Source organism: Prevotella marseillensis (assembly GCF_900625065.1).
GTDB classification, from domain to species: Bacteria; Bacteroidota; Bacteroidia; order Bacteroidales; family Bacteroidaceae; genus Prevotella; species Prevotella rara.
The window spans coordinates 289,504-312,184 of the sequence record NZ_UYXY01000001.1 but is presented as its reverse complement, the minus strand read 5'-3'; the positions used below and the strand labels follow the sequence as shown (position 1 = coordinate 312,184).

At 46.9% G+C, this 22,681-nt stretch carries 13 protein-coding genes; 6 read left to right on the top strand and 7 right to left on the bottom strand.

The annotated features are described in order from the left end of the window. Positions 1–5: 5 nt before the first annotated feature. The 4 genes from EJL04_RS01315 (at position 6) to EJL04_RS01300 (ending at position 6,456) form a co-directional block, all read left to right on the top strand. A complete protein-coding gene (locus tag EJL04_RS01315) occupies positions 6–2,126 on the top strand; it encodes a choice-of-anchor J domain-containing protein (RefSeq protein WP_125103883.1) in 2,121 nt (706 codons plus the stop codon). Between the two features lie 125 nt (positions 2,127–2,251). Then, positions 2,252–4,828, top strand: a complete 2,577-nt coding sequence (locus EJL04_RS01310) for a T9SS type A sorting domain-containing protein (RefSeq protein WP_125103882.1) — start codon at positions 2,252–2,254, stop codon at positions 4,826–4,828. Between the two features lie 243 nt (positions 4,829–5,071). Next, positions 5,072–5,446, top strand: a complete 375-nt coding sequence (locus EJL04_RS01305) for a transposase (protein ID WP_125103787.1) — start codon at positions 5,072–5,074, stop codon at positions 5,444–5,446. 35 nt (positions 5,447–5,481) lie between these two features. Further along, on the top strand, positions 5,482–6,456 hold the full coding sequence (locus tag EJL04_RS01300; RefSeq protein WP_241209926.1) for an IS3 family transposase: 975 nt from the start codon (positions 5,482–5,484) through the stop codon (positions 6,454–6,456). A 470-nt stretch (positions 6,457–6,926) separates the two neighbouring features. On the opposite strand, the gene EJL04_RS01295 is transcribed toward EJL04_RS01300, so the two are convergent. Further along, positions 6,927–9,041: a VapE domain-containing protein gene (locus tag EJL04_RS01295; RefSeq protein ID WP_125103881.1), complete on the bottom strand. Its 2,115-nt coding sequence runs from the start codon at positions 9,039–9,041 to the stop codon at positions 6,927–6,929. A 372-nt stretch (positions 9,042–9,413) separates the two neighbouring features. On the opposite strand from EJL04_RS01295, the gene EJL04_RS01290 reads away from it, so the two are divergent. Further along, the gene (locus tag EJL04_RS01290; protein ID WP_021854674.1) at positions 9,414–9,773 is read left to right on the top strand and encodes a CidA/LrgA family protein; all 360 of its coding nucleotides are present in this window, start codon (positions 9,414–9,416) and stop codon (positions 9,771–9,773) included. Beyond that, positions 9,770–10,462, top strand: a complete 693-nt coding sequence (locus EJL04_RS01285; RefSeq protein WP_021854673.1) for an LrgB family protein — start codon at positions 9,770–9,772, stop codon at positions 10,460–10,462. The genes EJL04_RS01290 and EJL04_RS01285 overlap by 4 nt, the downstream gene beginning before the upstream one ends. 181 nt (positions 10,463–10,643) lie before the next feature. Here EJL04_RS01285 and glmM read toward each other — a convergent pair whose 3' ends face one another. From glmM to EJL04_RS01255, 6 genes are all read right to left on the bottom strand, one after another. After that, on the bottom strand, positions 10,644–12,029 hold the full coding sequence (gene glmM / locus EJL04_RS01280; RefSeq protein ID WP_125103880.1) for a phosphoglucosamine mutase: 1,386 nt from the start codon (positions 12,027–12,029) through the stop codon (positions 10,644–10,646). Between the two features lie 3 nt (positions 12,030–12,032). Continuing rightward, positions 12,033–12,671 (bottom strand): BamK family beta-barrel-assembly machinery protein, encoded by a 639-nt coding sequence (locus EJL04_RS01275; protein WP_125103879.1) that lies wholly within the window; start codon positions 12,669–12,671, stop codon positions 12,033–12,035. Positions 12,672–12,819: 148 nt separating this feature from the next. Continuing rightward, positions 12,820–13,845, bottom strand: coding sequence for a DHH family phosphoesterase (locus EJL04_RS01270; RefSeq protein WP_021854670.1), 1,026 nt, complete (start codon positions 13,843–13,845; stop codon positions 12,820–12,822). A 109-nt stretch (positions 13,846–13,954) separates the two neighbouring features. Continuing rightward, a complete protein-coding gene (locus tag EJL04_RS01265) occupies positions 13,955–14,866 on the bottom strand; it encodes a sugar phosphate nucleotidyltransferase (protein WP_021854669.1) in 912 nt (303 codons plus the stop codon). An 826-nt stretch (positions 14,867–15,692) separates the two neighbouring features. After that, the gene (gene tamL / locus EJL04_RS01260) at positions 15,693–18,053 is read right to left on the bottom strand and encodes a translocation and assembly module lipoprotein TamL (RefSeq protein WP_125103878.1); all 2,361 of its coding nucleotides are present in this window, start codon (positions 18,051–18,053) and stop codon (positions 15,693–15,695) included. Further along, entirely contained in the window at positions 18,050–22,654 is a 4,605-nt protein-coding gene (locus EJL04_RS01255) for a translocation/assembly module TamB domain-containing protein (RefSeq protein WP_125103877.1), read from the bottom strand. Before EJL04_RS01255 ends, tamL begins: the two co-directional genes overlap by 4 nt. Positions 22,655–22,681: the final 27 nt, after the last annotated feature.

Below are 22,681 nucleotides of genomic sequence, written 5' to 3'. Positions count from 1 at the left end.
CCATTATGAAGAAAATTTTATTCTCCATGCTTGCAGTTTTGGCTATTATTTGCGCCAACACATCTGCGTATGCTGCTGACAGCGGCTCAGCATCAACCGTAAACAGGAAAATGTATGGATACTTTAACTACAACGGAGCTCTGGCAGGTGCTTACGGCTTTTGTTCATTAAACCTCAATGATCTTTCAAAAGCTGACGTAATATATCCTTATGGAAACATGAAGAGCATCTATTCGGGAGCTGCCGTAGACGATGTCTTCTATGCATACGAGTATGTCTACGACTCATTTATGGGTCCTCAGAACAGCGACTTCATATCATACAATATAACGACGGGCCGTTACACCGTGCTGGGTTCGGAAGGACTTGCCGCACAAGGCACTAACTTCAAGACACAGGACATGACCTATGACTACAGTTCTAAGACAATGTACGCAATAGGTTTCTATCAGGGAGAATCGGCCCTGTATAGCGTCAACCTTAAAGACGGTATGCTTACAAAGGTTACAACGCTGCAAAAAACTCTTGGCGTAATTGCTGCCGACATGGACGGAACATTATATGGCGTAGGCGCCAATGACGGCGTGCTGTATAAGGTGAACAAAAATGATGGTTCGCTCACAAGAGTATTGCAGACAGGTTTCGGAGGATTGTCACAGAATCAGACAATGGAATTCGACCATTCTACTGGTCTTCTGTATTGGGCAGCATGCTCATATGATTATGACAAGGGCATACAAGCACACATGCTGTGCATCGACCTGACATCTGAAAATGTAACAATGAAGAATCTCGGACAGATTGGTATCAACTCATCATTCATGGCTCTCTACATCCCGTTTGCTGAAGGCGGAGACAACGCTCCTGCTGAACCTGCAGAATTCACAGTTACACCAGGAGAGAAAGGTGCAAAGACAGCACACATGACATGGAAAGCTCCTACAACTTCTTTCGGCGGCGAGACATTGGCTGATGCCGTTACAGGTTATGTGATAGAGCGTAACGGAGAAAAGATTGCAACTCTGGAAGCTAATGCAACGTCTTATGACGACACCAGTATTGATGCTGACGGCGACTACGCATACGTTATTTACGCTGTAAACAAGGCCGGCAACGGCGGCAAGGCCCGCGCAACGGTATTTGTAGGCAACGACATGCCGGGACAGGTGTCTAACATGAAATTCGTCGTTGGTGAAGGATGTGCTTCAGCCAAGCTGTCATGGGACGCACCTACACAAGGCTTTAACGGAGGATATTTCTCTCCAGACGGACTGACATATAAGATCGTGCGCCAGCCGGACAACAAGACTGTTGTTGAAAACCTGAAAGAAACCACGTTCACAGACGACCAGATGACACGTATCGGACGCTACACATACGTCATCTATGCATGCAACGAATATGGTGAGACAGCTGCAAACATGCCCGAAGCCTATGTACTCGGCAAGGCAATGACTCTGCCGATGTCACAAGACTTTTCAAACATGACATATTTTGAAAATCAGTGGATGGCTTATGATGCCAATAAAGACGCATACAGCTGGACATATACATCTGAATGGGGACCGCTGCAGTTTGACGATACTACACCATGCGCAGAATACATTGTCAACCCAGGTATCGAAAACTACGGAAATGACGCCGACGAATGGCTGATAAGTCCTCCGCTCGAGTTTAATGCCGCAAAGAGCTACAAGATTAGAGTGAAGATACGCTGCACAGCCGAAGAGAAACTGCAGTTCACTTTGGGCAGCAACAACATTTACACAGAACATGCTATGTTTGATGAATTTACGTTCAAGCCGCAGTTGAATGAATCAGGCGACAACTGGATTTATTCTGAGTATGAGTTTAACGTTCCGGCAGGAACAGACGGAGCGCGCTGTATAGGTATACACCTCGTAAGCCCGTATCCTGTAAATGGAATGTCTTATTTACAGATAGCAAATGTAACTGTCGAAGAAGGTGTTGCATCAGGAATCAAGCAGACAATAAATTCTGATGAAGCAAAGAACGACAACGACATATATACCATCAACGGACGCTTAGTGCGCACCGACGGCAACCTTAAAGGCCTCACAAAAGGCATATACATCAAGGGCGGCAAGAAATATGTTATAAGATAAAACCTTTCCAGACACTATATATAATATTTGCAGCATGGAATATTTCCCTGTGCGATTTATTCCATCGAAACTGAAGATAATATTCCATGCTGCAATTCTTGTTTAACTTTTAAAACTTACAGCTTATGAAAAAACATTTTTTTGCAACAATGTTGCTAGCTGCAATGTCAGGCTTAGCCATCGCACAAGACTCGCCCGAAACAGCGATAAACCTGCGTGTCGGTTATAACGAATATACGCCTGATACAAAAGAAGAAGTGGACGTTTACTGGAAATACACAGCTGAAGAGAACAGCATACTTACGATTGAGGTAACCAGTATACAGCAATTAGAGGCATTTGAACTCGAAGGCAACGAACGAGTTCCTGTAAAGCCAGCTCAGAGTGAATTCTACATCACACAGAATTTCCCGTTAAAGGCCGGCAGTACAATTTATTTTAAAATACCTGTATACGATGGCAACAAGGCAAAATTTGACTTAAAGACAACTTCTTTCCCTGAACTTGGTAAAGGCCTTGAAGAAAACGACCCCATGCCAATATCACCTGGAAGAAAGTATTACATGGGAAATCAGTATGTATTTTCTGATCAAGTTTTCTATGCCACTTATACGGCAGACAAAGAAGGGTTGCTCGTCATGACTGCACCTACAGCCGTAATGGGCATTGCAGTTGAAGGATCTATTGGACTCAGATTCGACCCGACATTCGCCATCGACCGCGGTTCACAACATCAATGCAAGATGCCGGTAGAAGAAGGAAAAACATATCTGATAAGATTCGACAACTATTCTCCTTTCATGCTTGACATTACATTTGAAGATGCCGAGCGCGGCTCGCTCTACATGCCGTTCCGTCTGAAAGAAGGCGACAACACTGTTCCTGCAGCAGCCGGTACTTATTACTACATATACTCAAACGAAAGAACCGGATATGGAGTTGTCAGCAGCACAAGTGAGCTTCCTGGCGGACAAGTTAAGATTTTCCCGGAAGACAAGAGTTTGGTTGAAGCCGGATATACTTTGGCCACATCAGAAGAAGGCAGCTTCAACACACGTTGGGAACTGGAAGAGCCAAACACTATATATTTCGTATGTGTAAACAAAACTGAAGTTACGACAGAAGAGCAAATTATGACCTTTGCATGCGAAGACTATAAAGCAGGAGACAAAGAGTCGAACCCGATTGTAATCAGCGAAATTCCATCAGAAATCACAATGGAAGCGTCTAACAAGACAACATTCTATGCGGTAGATGTTCCGGCACAGTCGAACAAGATTCTTGATGTAAAGGCTGTTTCTGAAATACAAAGCGGATACACTAAGGTTGAAATTTATCTTGAAGGCAACAGCTATAACACAGTTTCTGACAATAAGGCTGTTTACACACAGGTCAGCGGAGGCGAGCAGGGCCAGCGCTATATCATCAAATGGACTTCAAGCGAGACAGAGCCTATCACATTCAAAGTTTCAATGGAGGACATAATGCAGGGAGACATCATCACCGATCCTATAACAGCCGTGAAAGGTGAAAACACTGTTGAAAACAAGAACGGATACATCAAGTATTATAAGTATACAGCCACAATAACCGGCAAGCTGTATTTCAGCGGACCGTCTAATATGTTTGTTTCATTCCCGAAGGGCACCGGCCCATACGATGGCTCTTATTCTACTACAAGAGACGAAAATATGGCATACGTACTTGAAATTCTTGAGGGAACAACATATCTCATTAAGATAGACGGAGCCTTGGACGGACAGAAGTTCACCATAGAGGAAAAAGATTATGATCTCGGAGAAGGACGCACTAACCCGATAATAGTAGACGGCGATACATACACATTCGGAGACGAAGTGCCGAGCAACCTCTGGCTGCAATACACTATGAAGAAAGACGGTGTTCTGACCATCGAGAGTGACAAGCCTTACAATACAATGGGCTATGACGAAATTTATTACTGCAAGGGCAAGGACGGTGAACCTGTTGCAATATCAAGACCATACTTCGACGGAACAACAGCTTCTACTATTTACTATGTTGATCTTTCGGCTGCTGCAGGCGACATATTCCTTGTAAATGTTAAAATAACAACAGCGTCAAAAGGCAACAACGTAACCTTCACCGAAAGAGAATTCAAGGAAGGCGAGTCTGTCAATACGGCTATCGAGCTTAAAGACGGAGAGGCTGTAGAACTACCGGAAGTTGAGGCAACTAAACCGTTATGGTATGTCGTTCCGCTTGAAGAAGGAGAAGTTACTGTTACAACCAACGCTCCGTTTATGACCAACCCTGTATGGTTTGCCAACGAAGAAGATGCACTCAACGGAACTAATGGAGTTGTAATGGAATTCCAAAACTCATTCGACGAGGATTACAATATGCTATGCACTTGGAAAACCACTGTCACTACTCCTGGCAAGCACTATATAAGAGTAGACGAAGCATACACAGGCATCAGCATGACACTTACAGGACCGGTAAGCACTAACATATACCAGATGAACGATATGCAAGAAGGCATAACTGCAGGTAAAGGCTACATCAATGTCAGCGCTGCTAATAAGCCGGTTGCTATTTACAATGTTTCAGGCGTAAAAGTGGCAGAAAGCAATGTTGACGGCAACTGTACCTTCAACCTGAACAATGGTATATATATTGTAAAAGTAGGAAACTTGGTAAAAAAAGTTTTAGTTAAATAATAATGGGGATTTTCACATCATAGAATGTGGATATAGTAAAAGCAGCGCCTGTCTTTCCAAAACGGAAAAGACAGGCGTTTTTTTCATCATAAATTATTGACTTTCAAACATTCTGACACGTATCATTCCGCATTGCAAAAGCATAGGTTTTAGAATGCGAAAGGTGGCCTTTTACATTACGAAAGGGCACTTATCATATTACTGTCTTACCCTGAAAAAAGTTGACTCATAAATAAAATAATTATGAGGAAAAATAAATCACAAAAGGGTCAATATCTTCAAAAAGTGATAGATCTTCGCTCTTCAGGTGTAAGTTTTTTGGGAATATCAAAAATAATTCCCGTATCAGAGGCTACAGTTCGCCGCTGGTGTGCTAAATTTGCACCTGAATTGTATTATGTCGATTTTATGACAAAGAAAAAGACACTAAGAGAGAAGCATGTTCGTGACTCAGTCAGCCTCCCGTCAGACATAGAGGCCCTTCAGGCCGAGATACTCCGTCTTAAGTCCGAACTGACCAAGGCCGAGATAAAGGCCGAGGCTTATGACGAGATGATAAATGTGGCCGAATCCGAGTTAGGCATCAGCATAAGAAAAAAATCTGGCGCCAAACAGTAACATTCCTGCACACGAAGAACCCTGTCCGATACAGGGTGAGACATCTTTGTGCGCTGTTTGGCGTAAGCAAGCAGGCCTATTACAAGTATGATGAGTCAAAGTCAATGATGAGGGCCGCCCGTGATGCCTTTGTGATTGAGTATGTCCGCAAGGTGCGCCGTATAGACCCCGGAATAGGCGCATTGAAGCTCTGGCACATGTACCGGCGTGATTTCAGCGGCAACAGTCCTGTCGGCCGTGACCGTTTTATAGAAATAATGTCATGTAACGGCATGATTCTCCGTAAAAGGTTGCGCCGTCCACGTACCACTGACTCAAGGCACGGTCTTCCGACATATCCCAATCTTATAAAGGAAATGTTGCCCCTCAGACCTAACCAGCTATGGGTCAGTGACATAACGTACATAATTATTTGGACAGACGACATACACTACCGTTTCTGCTACCTTTCAATTGTACTTGATGCATATACAGAAGAGATTGTAGGATACTGTGTCGGTCCGACGCTTGAGACGTCTTATCCCATTGAAGCACTGTGCATGGCTTTGGGAAGGCTGAAGGGCATGGACGGCATCAGCCTTATACATCATTCAGACCGCGGCGTACAATACGCAAGTTCCGAATATGTCAGGCTGCTTAATAAAAATGGTATAAGTATCAGTATGACGGAGACCGGGGATCCGAAGGACAATGCACAGGCAGAGCGTATTAATGGTACCATAAAGAACGAACTCCTTAAGGGTATGAGGTTCACCGACATCGGCCAGGTCAGGGAAGCCGTGGCAACGGCCGTGGACTTCTACAACAACGAAAGGCCGCACATGAGCATCAACATGATGACACCGGCACAGGCTGCTTCATGTCAGGGTGAGATATCTAAGCGTTGGAGCAGTTTTAGGACAAAGGCCATAAAAAACAGACAGGAATGCTCCGATATTGGAGAAGATGGACTATCTTTGCCTTCTGTTCATGGTGTCCTTTCCGGGCTACGCCCTCCAAGGACACCATGAACAGGGATTCTGTCCCGGTAAAAGTCAACTTTAATCAGTAATTAAAAGTAGAGTCAACCAATAACAGTTATAAGTTTAACCAGAGTCAACTTTAATCAGGGAATGGCTTGTTAGAAGTCAACCAATTTTAGGAAAGGACATACCAACGCATATAATAAAAATGTTTTTCTTTAAAAACTCATCACTCGTCACAATTGGGCATAACTTATTTATCTACAACGATTTACAGTGTGACGAGTTGACTTTTCAACTCATCACACATGCATATTTGGTCAACCAAAACAGGATTAATTATGCTCAGAAACTGTTGTTTGTCTGAATTCTGCATTATAAAAACATCAATAAAAGCCTGAAAAAGCTGAAAAACAGATAGTGTGATGAGTTGAAAAATTAACTCATCACACTATAACCACCTGACAGCAAGCATCTTAGAGCAGAATGTGACGAGTGATGAGTTTCTAAAGAAAAAATTATTCTCCTATTTGCTCCACGATATAACGCACTCCGGTGCGCGTGTGGCGCCTGTTGAAACCTAGCCGCTTCAACGTTATGCCTACACTTTTATCAGACAACCCTGACAATGGCAGACGCGGATAGGCACGGCAGACTACGGACACAATGTCGTCAACAGACATCTCATGCCCTGCCCCATCGGCTTCAGGAATGCGGAAGAGACGGGCTACGGCCGAACCAAAATCAGAAACACGCATGAAGCTCATGTTGTCGTCCATCAGGCGTTCAGTAGCTGCCGCATTGAGATAACACAAGGCGCCGCCACGTATTTCGCTTATAATCTGGGCATAAAGCTGCTGATAATCAACAGCCGAAGTGAAATCAATGCTGCCCGTAACTGCCACGCACGCAAACCTTCGGCTACCGGTAAGGTCGGTCAAAGGATGCCTGCTGTTGGTTGTGGCTATGAAACTTGCATAACGGCGTTCGGTTGAAAAATTGCTGCGATATGCCTTCACGGCAGTTACTTCACTCTTTGAAATGATGTATTTAATCAGCGGCTGTCTACTGGCCGAATAGCGGTCGAACTCATCGATGTTGATAAGGGCAAAGGATGACAGGCCACGCATCAGCGTGTTGTCGTTGCGGAAGTCGATACGGTCGTTGTAATAGGCGCGGAGCTCTGGCGGCAATATAATCTTGGCAAACGACGACTTGCCACAGCCCTGACTGCCAATGAGCAGGGGAACAAGGTCGTTGCCGTGCATGACATCCAGCCCCATCCAGTGAGCAACCATTGAGCGCATCCATACGCTGAAGTATTCCGGCCAACGGGAATTGTCGGTAGGAACACGCTGCGCAAAGGCCTTTAGGCGGTCGCGTCCGTCCCATTCGGGCAATGAGTCAAGCCAATGGTTCAACGGATCAAAATCAGAAACAAGCGTAGAATTCACGCGTTCCTTGATGTCACGTGCCCACACCCTGATGCCCTCGCGCTGAGCCTTCACGGCTATGGTGTTGATAACTTCCTGCGTAACCGGCCTGTAATCGGCATCGCAAGCCCCGATGTGCTTATACTGCACCACACCCGTAAGCACATTGCGGCGCATGACATAACGTGTACTGAAAAAATTATCAAGTTTCATGGCCTGAAGCCGGGGAACCTCGACATACCTCAACGGATTAGGATTATCTTCTGCCTGACGATATGCCTGCGCAAAAAACAACTCAACCAGGCCGCGCTCTACATTAATCGTGCCAAGGTTCATTGTGCGGTCAACACACATCTGCTGCGGCAAACCTGACTTACGGCACAGGTATGCCAGCTTCTGTATGGCGCGTTCAGCATAATAAGGGTCGTCCTGATTAAGTTCTGAATCAAGCACATGGTTCCAACAGCAATAAAAGATATAGCGATAAGCCTCTGAAGACGATTTGCCCGGAAGAGGCGACTCATCGGCTTCAAAAGCATGCGAACGGCATACATTAAAAGTGTCATACACATCATTCTCACACACGATCAATGTCAAAGCCTCACGATTGTAATAAATGCCGGCATCGGCACTCATAAGGCACATAGCCTCGGCAGTGCCTGTCTGCATAGATATTTCGGTCTTTAGCTGTGACGAATATATATAATGCAGAAGTCTGTACCCCTTTGACATTAGCCTGCGCCAGGCCTCCGTATCGCATGGAACAGTGCCGTCAGCCTGCGAAATAGAACAAACCACAATGACAGACAATCCATTCGCACCGATAAAAGCCAACATTGTGTATGGCTGGCGCGATGCAACACGCCGTATGCGCACGGCCTCATCAAAGCTCTTTAGTCCTGCTATCTCGATGAAAAGCAGTCCGTTGCGTCCGACTACAATTCTTTTTACGTTGCGGCGCTTATATACGGAAGAGAAACAAAGGCGCGGAATGCGGTTGTCGGCTGTCATTACATCGCTCCGGGAACATGAGACGGGCTTGCCTGAAGACAGCAACGGACTATAACAACGATAGTCTGACAAAGCATCGGCATAGCGTCCCTGCCGGATCATAACCACCAATTCGTCCAACTCACAATTAGCAATAGTCTCCCTGTTAAGGAAGTTCTTAAACAAACTTACTTTAAATGTATTATTCATGATATAAGAAATTATTTGTTATCCTTGCCGCAAAAATACAACATCAGAAAAGCGATTGCAAATTTTATCTATATCAAAAACACGCTAAAGTTCTAATAAGTCAGCAGCCGCAACAGTCTCCCCGCACACAGGAGCTCATCCACTGCTGCATAAGCAAACAAACAAATCAACAAGAAATGACCATAACTGATACTGCAAATATGGAAACTGAGATTAAATCAAAACATACAATCAGATCAAGCAAATATACGACAAACTGTAAGCAGCATAAAAAATGAAGGCACAAAAGTGTTAACAAATTTGTATATCAGTTAAAAACGATATACCTTTGCACCCCGTTAGGTAAAAAGATTATTTGTTTTAAAGGTTATGATGATTAGACAATTGGCCATATTGTTTGGCTGTCTCGCATTAGGTGAGCTGATAATATGGCTCACGGGCATACCTTTGCCGTCGAGCATCCTGGGCATGCTAATTCTTACTCTTCTGCTGAAGCTGAAGATAATACGTCTGGAATGGGTAAAGACCATATCAGACTTTCTTGTAGCAAACATCGGATTTTTCTTTGTTCCGCCCGGCGTTGCCATTATGCTCTATTTCGACATTATTAAGGCCGAATTCTGGCCAATAGTAATCTCAACGGCCATATCCACGGTAATTGTACTGGCCGTAACGGGATGGGTTCATCAGATTTATGGAAAAGCCGTAAACAGGAAAGGAGGCGACCAATGAGCTATCTGTCAAACGAATTTTTTCTTATCGCCCTCACGTTCGGCAGCTATTTCTTCGGAAAGCTGCTCCGCAAATGGACTCATTGGACAATAATGCACCCCATTCTGGTGAGCATCTGCGTGCTGATAGCCTTTCTGAAGATATCAGGCGTAAAATACGAAACATACAACACGAGCGGACACATGATAGAATTCTGGCTTCAGCCTGCCGTCGTGGCGCTTGGCGTACCGCTGTATCAGCAGCTTGAAACGATAAAGAAACAGTTTCTGCCGATACTTATGTCAGAGCTTGCAGGCTGTCTGGCAGGCATTATATCGGTAGTGCTTATAGCTAAAGCGCTCGGTGCGTCGAAGCCGGTGATAATGTCGCTCGCACCAAAATCTGTAACCACGCCTATCGCAATGGAAGTTACGAAGAGTATCGGCGGAATACCGTCGCTTACGGCAGCCGTAGTGGTGTGCGTAGGTCTGCTGTGTGCGGTGGCTGGCTATAAGACAATGGGATTTGCACGCGTAAACAGCCCTGTGGCACAAGGTCTGTCTATGGGAACGGCGGCACACGCCATGGGTACGGCAACATCAATGGACGTGAGCAAGGTGCACGGAGCCTACGCAAGTCTTGGCCTTACGATCAACGGCATCCTGACCTCACTGCTAACTCCGTCAATTCTGCCGCTTATGGGTATCTGATTTTACACTTACTTTCTAACATTCATAAAATGCAGACGGACAACAGCCGGAAAGATACATCTAACGCTGTTGTCCGTTATTTTTGTATAGAAGTCATATCGGCCTCAGATATTTTAGCTTATAAAAATACATCCGGAGCCACAGCCCCGGATGCATAACAAAGATTATAATCAATTCGATATTATTTCTGCATGTCGTAAACCACCTGCATTATCTTCTTGCCCAGTGCGTCAGCCTCCTCCATTGATGAAGCCTCGCTATAGACACGGATAATCGGTTCAGTGTTAGACTTGCGCAGATGCACCCACTTGTCGGGGAAATCAATCTTAACGCCGTCAACATCGTTTACCTGCTCATTGCTGTACATCTGCTTAACCTTCTCGAGTATCGCGTCAACATCAGTTGAAGGAGTAAGGTCTATGCGGTTTTTGGCTATATAATAATCAGGGAATGTTGCGCGAAGCTCACTTACCTTACAACCCTTATGAGCCAAAGACGACAGGAAAAGGGCAATGCCTACAAGTGCGTCACGGCCATAATGGCTCTCGGGATAAATAACTCCGCCGTTGCCTTCGCCGCCGATAACGGCACCAACCTCTTTCATCTTGGTTGTAACGTTTACCTCGCCTACAGCAGATGCAGTGTAGCAACCGCCGTGTTTCTCGGTTACATCGCGCAGGGCACGTGTACTGCTGAGGTTGCTTACGGTGTTGCCCGGTGTATGACTGAGCACATAGTCGGCAACGCTGACAAGCGTATATTCCTCGCCGAACATACGTCCGTCCTCACAGATAAACGCAAGACGGTCTACATCAGGATCGACAACGATACCAAGACTGAACTCGCCACTGCGCATACGCTCCATTATACCACCGAGATTCTTCTCCAACGGTTCCGGATTATGGGCAAAATCGCCAGTAGGTTCGCCGTTAAGTATTTCGTAATCAACGCCCAATGCCTCAAGCAGTTCGGGCAGGATGATGCCTCCCACGCTATTAATAGCATCAACACATACACGGAAATGTGCCTTCTTTACAGCCTCAACATCTACAAGGCTGAGAGCCAGCACAGAGTCGATGTGGCGGCAGTTGAACGAATCGTCTTTTATATAATGGCCGAGAGTGTCTACATCGGCATACTCAAAGTCTTCCTTTTCTGCAATGTCAAGCACTTCGTTGCCGGCAGCCTTGTCGAGAAACTCGCCCTCGCAGTTGAGCAACTTAAGGGCATTCCACTGACGCGGGTTATGGCTTGCCGTAATGATTATACCGCCGTCGGCACCCGACATGCGCACAGCAAGTTCTGTTGTAGGCGTTGTGGCAAGACCGATGTCGATGACATCATAGCCAACGCCCATCAACGTGCCGCAAACAACGCTTCTGACCATTTCGCCTGATATACGGGCATCGCGTCCTACTACGATCTTGCCGCTTGACGACTTGCCGCTGCGGCGGATATATGTGGCATAAGCGGTTACGAACTTTACGATGTCAAGCGGATTGAGCGTGTCGCCCGTATGTCCGCCGATGGTGCCGCGAATGCCTGAAATTGATTTAATAAGTGTCATTATTTATCTTCCCCTTTCGTAAGTTATCGTGTAATAGCAAGGATAAACGCCCGAAGAAGCATAGGCATGTCCCTGTGTGTGCGGAACGATGAGATTAACCTTGGCTATCTCGTCTCCTGCTTTTTCAGGACGTCCAACCTTTATATAAGTCAACGGAACAAGCCAGCCTGACGGAACTGACGTTGTGCCATAGAACATGGCCATGACGCTCTGTCCGTCGATAAACGACGCTGTAAACGATCCGCTGCTGTTTGTTACGGTCATCTTGTCAACAATAGAAGAAAAACTGAGGATGTCGTTTGTCAGCTGCAAAGAGTCGGTTAGAATGTTATATTCGGTGAAGCGGCAAAGCACGGTTGTGGTCTCGCCTTCCTTTATCTTCTCACCGCATCCCTCTCTGACAATCTGCATGTAAACTCCTGAATTCTGCATCAGCACAAACTCATTCTTGCTCACATCGGTCTTGTATCCCTGCTCCTTAAACTGCGACTCAGTTATGACAGTTATGGCCGAATCGGCAATAAATCTACTAATTGCAGCACGCTCCTTATCTTTCTGCTCTGCATAAGTCTCTGTATCATCACAGCTTATAACCGTTACGGCTGCGATAAAGGCTATGAAAGCCAAAGCTAAATTTCTCATTCTATTTTTTATAATATGTAAGTACGACTGGCAAAATTACAAAAAATACACCAATTACGCCACATCGCAATTTATAATTATGCTACTTTAACTGATATTCGGCAAATTAACGCGGATATTGCCTTTTGACAGATAAAAAAGCCGTATGTCAGAACTTGAATTCGGTTACGGCCTTCCTTACCAGCGCCTCTGCCTCTTCAACCGAGCACTCAAGGCGTCCGCCTGCAGCGTTTAGATGGCCGCCGCCGTTGAAATACTGTTCTGCAAGCTTGTTGCACGGGAAGTTATCAACAGAGCGTGTGCTCACCCACACAAGATTGTCCTTCTCGGTGTCCTGTCTGAGCGATATGCTCAGCCTCAGGCCTTTTATCTGCAGGGGCATGTTAACCAGTCCTTCGGCGTCGCCCTTGATGTAATGAAAGCGCTTAAGATCGTCGCGCGTCAGTACGAAATAGGCTGCACGCTCCTCCTGCATAACCACCATTTTCTCGTTAAGCACATAGCCGATGAGCCTCATGCGCCACTCGCTGTAGTTGTTGTAAACGTTGCGGTAGATTTTGTCTTTATCGATGCCCTTGGTAAGCAGCTGGCTTATAATGAAGAAGATCTCGGGGCGTGTTGAGTTGTATGTGAATCCGCCCGTATCGGTCATCATGCCGCAATACAGCGGAACAGCACACTTGCGCGTCATCATGTCGAAACTGCCGAGCTGCCATATCAGGCGGAAAACCAGTTCGCATGTGCTGCATGCCTCAGGATGCGACACACACAACTCCGTGTCGATGTCGGGATTAAGGTGATGGTCAACGAGAACCTTTTTTGCAGGCGAGGCAGCCAGCGTGTCTGCCATGTCGTCAGTACGTGAGAAGGTGTTGAAGTCGAGACAGAACACAAGATCGGCCGAAGCCAACAGTCCGTCGACAAAGCTTTTATGCTTGTCGTATCTTATGATGCGCTCCGTGCCCGGCAGCCACTGCAAGAAGTCGGGATAGGCATCGGGGACGACAGCCACGGGCACCTTGCCCTGCTGACGCAAAAACTCTGCCATGCCGAGCAGCGAGCCAAGAGCATCGCCGTCGGGACTGCGGTGGCAGCAAAGAATAATATTGTCTGAACTGAGGATAAGGCTGCGGAGGCTTTCGGTCTCCGCAGCTGTAAGCAAGTTAATGTCCATTATTTATCAAAATAGGAATGTGTTTCAAGTGCGGGCATAACAACATGAGCCCTGCACTGCAACATATTGAAAGGCGGCTAAACGCCGCTGTTTGTGGCAATATTCAGTTTTAAAAAAGTTTGTTGGGATAAACGCCTTCGTCAACAAGACTCTGAATCTTGTCTACAACAGCCTGACGGTCGGCAGAATAAGTTACGCCAAACCACTTGCTGGTTGTGTCAAGCACCTTCACTGTGGCTGTCTTGTCGTTAATCAGCTTATTCACCATAAGCGGAATAAAGAACTCGGCCTTGAGGTTCTCCATGTTTTTCGGATCAGAGAGGAACTCCTTGAAATAAGCCTCGCTGTGCTCGAAATAATCGGGAGTGAATCCCCACATATTCATTGACACCGGTGTGTTGTCCTCAACTGCCACCCATTCGCCCTGCTCGTCCTTGTAGCATACAGGACCGTTTACGCGCATAATCTCAGTGCGCTCAACCACAGTGGTCAGATTGCCGGCATCATCCTTTGAGCAGATGCCACGTGCCACGGTTCCGTTGTCAGACAGAGTGTTGCCAACGCGGAAACCTACCATGGCATAATTGCCGCGGCTGCCCTCAGGAAGTTCAGACAGGAACTTGCCTATAACCATGAATGCATCGCGGTTGTAGAAGTCGTCGCAGTTGATCACGCAGAACGGCTCCTTGATAACGTCTTTTGCCATAAGAACGGCATGGTTTGTACCCCACGGCTTTACACGGCCTTCAGGACAGCTGAAGCCTTCAGGCAGACTGTCGAGACTCTGGAAGCAAAGCTCAACAGGCACATGGCCTTCGTACTTGCTAAGAATCTTCTCGCGGAAATCGTCTTCAAAATCTTTTCGGATAATAAAAACAATCTTGCCAAATCCGGCCTTTATGGCATCATAAATAGAATAGTCCATGATTGTCTCGCCGTTAGGACCCAGTCCGTCGAGCTGTTTCAAACCACCGTAACGGCTTCCCATTCCGGCTGCCAGCAATAATAATGCAGGTTTCATATTGTACGTAATTTTATTTTAAGGTTTAACTTTATGTCCCGGCAATGCGTGTTAAACAGTTATGTCAGGATATTGTTCATAAATAACAGAATGCAAATATACTCATTTTTTATGAAAGGCGGCGTTTTTCGTGGCGTTTTCGGCATAAAAAACATTGGCAAACAAACAAGGCGTAACTTATCATGCCGTGTTCCACAAAGTCTGTTTGTAAGCAGACGCAGGAAATAACAGCGCATTGTGTCACTTTGACTTTATCACAATTTCAGCCTGAAATAGAAAAAGCGGAGCATGATTTAAGCACCAACAGGTAAAGCATATTTACAAAAGAGAGTCAAACGGCAGGTTAATTAATGGTAAACCTATGAGTTTTTACTCAAAAACGGCACATCTGGCAACGCAAAACAAGGCTGTTTTTAGGCAAAAATGCAGATTTTTCATATCGTTTCGGAACAAAAATTGATGCACATTATTTTGGATATAAGCATAACGTCTTATATCACAAGACATTGCAACTGCACACGTATTTTGCCCATATTTTCGTCCGAATGATTTTAATTTTAAAATAACGCAGTATGAGAGCGCCAACAAAAATCACAAAGAAAGTAAAATCATGTCATACATAACATTATGACAAACCGGCGCAGCAAATCAATGCTGTTTCTCTTCAGCATGCAGAACGCCAAGATGCAGCGCAGGAACACAGGGCCGTACGTCTTACAGAATCGGCAGATTTGTGCTTTTCCTACAGGAGAATCAAGCAGAGCCGGACACAACAGAATCAGCCATTAACACTGTGTCCGGCAAATAACGTTAGCAAAAAACTGCATCAGAAAGGATAGCCGACGGCGATATGAATGGCCTGGCCATCGCTGAACTTGGGAATGTTATAGAATCCGCTCTTGCCCGTATCGAACGGCACGTGAAGACCTACACCCCAGTCGAGACGCAACACGAGGAAGTCGAGGTCGTAGCGCAGACCTACTCCCGTGCCGAGAGCCATTTCCTTCAGGGCGTTTTTAAACTGGAACTTGGCGCCCTCGCGATATCCGTCGTCACGCAGGGCCCACACATTGCCGGCATCTATAAAGGCTGCTCCGTAAAGGTTGCCGAAAAGATTAAAGCGATACTCAAGGTTAAGCTGCAGCTTTATGTCGCCTGTCTGGTCGAGATACGACAGTTTTGACTCGTTGGTGGTGTAGCTTCCCGGACCTATGCTTCTCACCGCAAAGGCTCTTATGCTGTTGGCTCCTCCCACATAAAACTGCTCGCTGTAAGGAGCTGCCAGACTGTTGCCGTAGGTGTAAATCACTCCGGCACTGATATGCCACACAAGCTGCGACTTCTGCCCCAGCTGCCATATCTTGCTGAAGTCGGTTTCTATTTTGAGGAACTGCGCGTATGGATTCTTAAACAGCTGCTTGCCCACTTCGCCCCATTTGTTTCCGGCAGCCATATAAGCAAGCGACAAGATGTTGCCAGACTCCGTGATGGTGGTCTGCCATACAACAGGGTTGCGGTGTTTCACAGTGCTGCTGTATGCGAGCATATAGCGCATCTTTGGGATAAACGTATTTTGCATTGATGTCTGCAAATACGGATTTTCCTGAAGTATGGAGTCGAATTTAGCCGTGGTGTAGTTAAGGCGCTGATACTGCAGCGTCAGCGGACTGAACTCATGGCGCCACGTAGCCGAACGCTGCCACTTATAGGTCCATTCGGCAGAGAAGGTGTGCATCTTGAAATAATCAGGACGCTTCATCACGTTCATACCGATCTTGGCGTATGTTGTAGGCGTTGTGAAATAGCGGCGATGCTTAAGGAACGGGACAATAAGGCGCGGAAACTCTATTGATGCGTCTGCACCATACTCGTATGAGTTCATGTCTGTCGACGAGCCGCTGACGTTGCCGCCCTTCTGCCATTCGTAAGAGCCGTGAAGGTTTATGTCGAGCTTCTCGCCGCCACGGAAGGCGTTGCGCTTTGTGAAACCGATAACAAGCTCGGGACCGGTGCGGCCGTTTATCTTGTTGGTGTAGTTGGTTTCTATATAAAAGTCATAAGGCTTGCCGAACGTACACGACAGGTTAAGGTCGAGCGTGTCGCATGTTGCTGTAGTGTCGCGCGGCGTAAACGCAAACTCAACCGAGCTGAACTGCCCCGATCCGCTAAGTTTGTTTGAAGATTCCAAATAGTCGTCGTATCTGAAAAGCTTGCGCGGACGCAGTTTCAGGTCGCTCAAGATTATTCGCGGACGTATCGGCGGCTTGCGGCCATTGAACCTGACCGTGAAATAGCGATGGCTGAACGAGTCTTTCAGCACCTCCATAAACTGTTTGCGGATGTCTATTCTGATTTTTCCTATATACCATTTGTGCTTGGCAAGTTCCGGCAGATTGTCGGCCATCTGCAGACGCAGACTGGCCTTGCCGGGCGTGATGGTTGTGTCGGCAAGATAAGAGGCGAAACTCGGCTGATAATAATAATAGCCGTTGTTGCGGAACAAAGTGGCTATGCGGTTGCGCTCTGCGTCAAGAGCAGAGGCGTCAAAAGGCGAACCGCTCTTTATTTTGGCCTCATCTTTTGTCTTCTCTAACAGCGTGTCGGCCATCTCCGGAAAGCCCACATACTGAAGTGTGTCCACCGTGAGCAGCGGTCCGAACTTTACGGTGTATCCTATCTTGCGCTTCTTTGGATTCTTCTGTTCCACAATCTCATACTCTACCGTTCCGTTCATATAGCCATGATTGCGTAGCACCGACTGCGCCACTGAGGCACGGAGCTGAGGATTTACCTGACTCATGAGCACGGGCGACTTGCCAAACGTCTTGGTCATCCATTGTGCTATCTTGTTCTTTGAGCCTGAAAAGGCGTTCCATATCCACAAGCCGTAAGGAAACGGCGTGCGATAATACGAACTGCCGAACAAGGCGCCGTTGGGAGCTGTAGCCAACGAAGCCTCAACCTCCTCACGAGTTGTCTCATAATGGTCGCTTTTCTCATAGTCCTGATAGTCGATCTTTGTCAGTCCGATGAACAACTGGTCGCCCTTCGGTATGCCGCTGGTGGTTGAGCACGACCACAGCAACACCGAAACGGCAGCCAACAGGCACACACGAAGCGCAAAAACGCGCAACGACGGAAACAACCTTCTGGCCACATATATTATATTCTTTACCGATAGTCTCATTTCTTGTCAGGTATTGTATCAGAGCGCAATGGAATAATCGCGTCCTTCTTCTTGAAACTGAATATATCCTTAAAATGCTGCAGGCTTCTTCTCCAGATAAAACCTACGCCATACTCGCGGGTGGTGCCTTCGAGCCAGTCGTAAGCATTGTTGTCATAGAACAGCTTGACGTAAGTGTCTGAAGAGTTACTCAGGCGGTATTCGAGCGTCACGTTGTCAAAGAACGACTCGTTCTGATTAGCCACGTCGGCACCCGTTGACACTTTTCCGCCTACTACAATCTTCATTCTGTTGTTCCAGAAACGCTTAGCAAACTTGAACGAATAGTCAGTGTGAGTGTTTCCGCTGGCGTCAGTGGCATTGTCCATACCGAAACTGAGGTCGAGCGTGCGCAACGCACTTCCCGTAATATTGTTAATCTCGCTCTGCAGGAACGAACTTAGCGCGTTGTTCATGGAGAATCCGCTAGTGTTGCCGTCGGCTATATACATGCCCGTGGTAAGCATCGTAACGGCTAGTCGGCCGCGCTGTTCCACGCTCATTGCCATCAGCTCGTTATGCAGCGACATATCCTCCGGCGCATCGAGCGTAAACTCAAGTCCCATGTCCGAAAGGGTCTTGGTTATAACCACGCCGCAGTCGAACTCAACCGTACGCCCTTGCTCCCCGCCGTTAGACACACTTGCCTTTGTTCTCTCCGTGGCCGTTATGTTTAGCTTCGGGTTCATCGGGTCGCCGGTAAACTCAATATTGCTTCCGTCCTGAATGGTAAACGTCTTAAGAGGAATAATAGGCAACGAATATTTCATCTCGCCATTGTCGAGAGTATATTTTCCAGTCAACACGATGTCGCCTGTCAAGCCATACTTCATGCGCAGGCTTCCGCCGCCCATAAGGTCGATATAGTTAGAATGGTCGGCGTTAAGGTAGCACATGACGTGTGATCCTTGGGCAATATTCATCGTGAGATCCATGCTGAAGCCCGACAGCGGCTGATGTGTTACAACGGCCTCTGTAGTGTCACTGAAGCTTGTAAACTTAACAAGTTCGTCCATCTGGTTGTCAGTAGACAAAGGCGAATCACGCAGGATGTAAGACATGTCGGTAGAACCGAGCACATCAAGTCGTCCTAATAGTTTAAGATTGCTAAGCGGCCCCTGCATAGTGCCGATAAAGTCGACAAAGGCCTTACCGAAAGCCACACTGCGCCTGTTTTCCTTGGCGTCAATTATCTGACAGTTCTTGGCAGCCATGCGCAAATCCATAGACATGTTGGCAACGTCAGAGAAGTCGATGTTTCCGTCGAGAATCAACGGGTTGTCATTGTTTGCAAACATCTTGAAATTCTCGAACAGCAGATTGCTTCCTACGATACGGATAGGTTCCTCGCTAAGACGCATACGTATGCCATACTGCGCACTGCGCATATAACAAGAATCCAACGTAAGCTCGCCATTGGCACGTGGATGCGACAGCGTGCCTTTCACATCAAGAGAGCCGTCGGCATAACCTTTCAGACGAATGATACGATCAGGAATGAATCCGTTGAGCAGACGCATCGGCAGGCGTGACATATTCATCGTAACATCCAGTTGTCCGTCACCTTCCGACTTATACGATCCACTAATGTCTGCCACCTGATTATCGTTACACATGAGCATTCCGTCAACGCTGTGGGTTCCGTCCGACTGAGGCATATAGACAAACTCAAGTCCGATGTTGCCCATGCGTGTCCGCTCGTATGTCATCTTGTCTACAGTTACTGACGATGACACAGAAAGTTCGTCCTTTGTCTGTATCAAGTGGAAGTCGCCGTTCATTATTCCGGTTATGCGAGGCATATACGGAACAACCGTAAGCAGCTTCGACAGATCAAACTTGTTAAGTCCTATCGTCAGGTCCTGAAGCGCATCGGTGTTTTCGTCGTTAGTATATGCATATATACCCGTTCCGTCGTCGGCCTTCAGGCGCAAGTCTGCCATGATGCGCCGGTCGGTTCCCATGAAGATATAGTTGTTCTCGTTAACCTCAAACTTCTTATATCCGAGAATCGGATCGTCAGTAAGCATGTGCATCTTTATGCCGTTCTCCTCCATCGAAGCCTCAATGCCCATCTTGAGTCCGAGGCTGTCTTTTGCATCATACACCTTGAAGTTTACGCCCGAGCCTTTCTCAAACACATATCCATCGAACAAGGCATTGAACACATACTGCTTGTTGTCGCTGTTATTGCGCACCTGTCCGTTGTAAGAGCATTGCGTAGAGTCTGACACGATATTAAAGCGCACGGTATCGAGCACCAGGGTGTTCTTCTGAAGTTCAAGAAGCTGAACGCTGCCGTTTAGTCCAGTATGCGGCGACGACTTTATGTCTATGCTTGCATCCTGGAACACATAGCCGGCATTGGCTATAAACCTGCTAAGAGGATTATTCTTTCCTGTTGTGAGATAAAGATCGGCCAAAGGCAGCTTAGACCTCAGCACGGATATGTCTATTTTCTTATTTTTAAGTTCGGCAGACAGTTCATCCATGAAGAATCCGCTCTGCTTAAGCACTTTCTTATATCCGCCGCTGCCGTTGAACCTCAGACGGAAGTCACCACAATATGCGGCAAAGTGAGTTGTGTCGCTGCTCGTGATCATGTCAATCTCAAGGTTATCCGGACGGTAGGTCCTTGCCGAATCTGTCATGACCAGATTCCTCAGATTACCCTTCACGCCCAGCAATGTCTTAAGATCTGTATACGCATCTATCTCACAGTTGAAAGATGTCGTGAACGGCGACTTCACTATTCCTAGTCCATACCAGTCGGCATGATTCAAGTCAGCCTTAAGCGAGGACATTATCTTCTTGCGGCTCAAGAATGCGTCAAACCTCACATTACCGTTAATAAGCGGATTGGCACTGTTAACGCAAGCATGCGCCTTGCCGTTGTTAAGGTTAGCGTCGAAATCAATTCCGTCAAAATTATACTTGCCATAACTGAATTTCCTTATGCCTGCCTTTGCCTGCAAAGCTGTGCGATGCGACAGGAAATCGAGTCCGTTGCCCTTAACATTCATGCTGCCTGTGAAATCGCCCATTCCGCTGCCCGGCAAGAAATGGCCCAGATGGAGATTATCGGCTGCAACAGAAGCCTTATAAGCCAAAGTGGCTGCATTAAAGTCGGCCTTTGCCTTAACACTGCCTCCGCCCTCACGGGCTATGAAATCTGCCGCATATTGTTTGCCGTTGGCTTTAAAGTCGCCCTTGAGAACAATTCCCGCAGGTATATTAAACGAGCCTCCACTGCTCGCAGCCAGCGCCTTAACAAAACTCAGATTATATGTTCTGGCGTCAAGGGTGACATTTGCACGCAGACGCTTATCGTCGTTAAGGTTTGCGGCAAAGCCACGTGCGTTGACATTGAACGCCGTAGGCAGCTTAAGGTTTAGTCCGGCAAACTTAAGATATTTCATGTTGCCGGATATGACTGCCTTGACCGAAAGCGGCTGATTAGGCCAACGCCGTATAAACGCTGTGGGCATACTGCCCATGAAGCGCATGATGTCCTGCTTGCCAAACTCACCGTCAGCCCTGAGCTGCAGCTTGCCCGGATTCTTGTCGCTGAACGCATTAAGGTCCATTATAAGATTGGCCTTCAGATAAGAGTCGGGAGTCTTCAGGCTGAAAGAAGGCAGGGATATCTTGACAGAATCCATGGCAAACGGACCTGAGATGTCATTGACGGTGATACCGCTCTTCTCCTTAAACGAGCAGGCACGCAATATCATGTCGAGCTTAGGCGCACAATAATAGAATGAATCAATGCTGATGTTTAAGTCTGACAGACTTATATGATTATAGTCTAGTCCCTTTGTGCGCACCTTGAAATTGTTGTCATAGCTTACGCGACTGTCGTCAAGCTTAAGGCTGTTCAGTCTGTAAAGGCTCGTACCAAGGTCGAAGAAGCCGCTGCGCGCCTCAGCCTTACCCAGATAGGCTCCTACCTGAAGCGTGTCGCCGGGCATGTGTACTACAACTCCCGTATTGGCTATATCAAGCTTCTCTACGGTTATTTTCCAATAGTTTTTGCTCTTCGACGTGTCGGGCGGAACCGTGTCGCTAAGTTCCACGTTTACAGAGGCATCTTTCAGTTCGGCCTCATTGACGAGTATTGTCTCCTTGCCCCAGTCTATTCCGTGGCTGCGCAGATAAAGTCTGTCTATGCTTCCCTTCACGCGGGCTTCATGAACAAAATCAGCCGTATTCACTTTAAGCCCGTTGAACTCGAAGGCGTCTATCTCCACCTTCTTCTTCAACAACGGCCAAAGCTGTATGTCAACAACAAGTTTCTTGACGTCAGCCACAGTGTCTTTCACCTGCGGCAGCGAGTCGTTCTGCTGAATCATGCGGAAGCCATGCACGCCGAGGTCAAGCGGAAACTCGAGCCGCACACGGTCTACCGTGATGTCCATGCCGGTTTTATCAGAGGCATACGCAACCACCTGCTTTACAGCCCAATTCTGTACAGCAGGGATGTAAAGCAGCACTGCAAGCGTAATAAACAGCAAAACCGGTGTCAGCACTATCACACCGGCCCACTTCAACGTCTTCCTCATCGGCACATGTAAAAAATTGTATCCAAC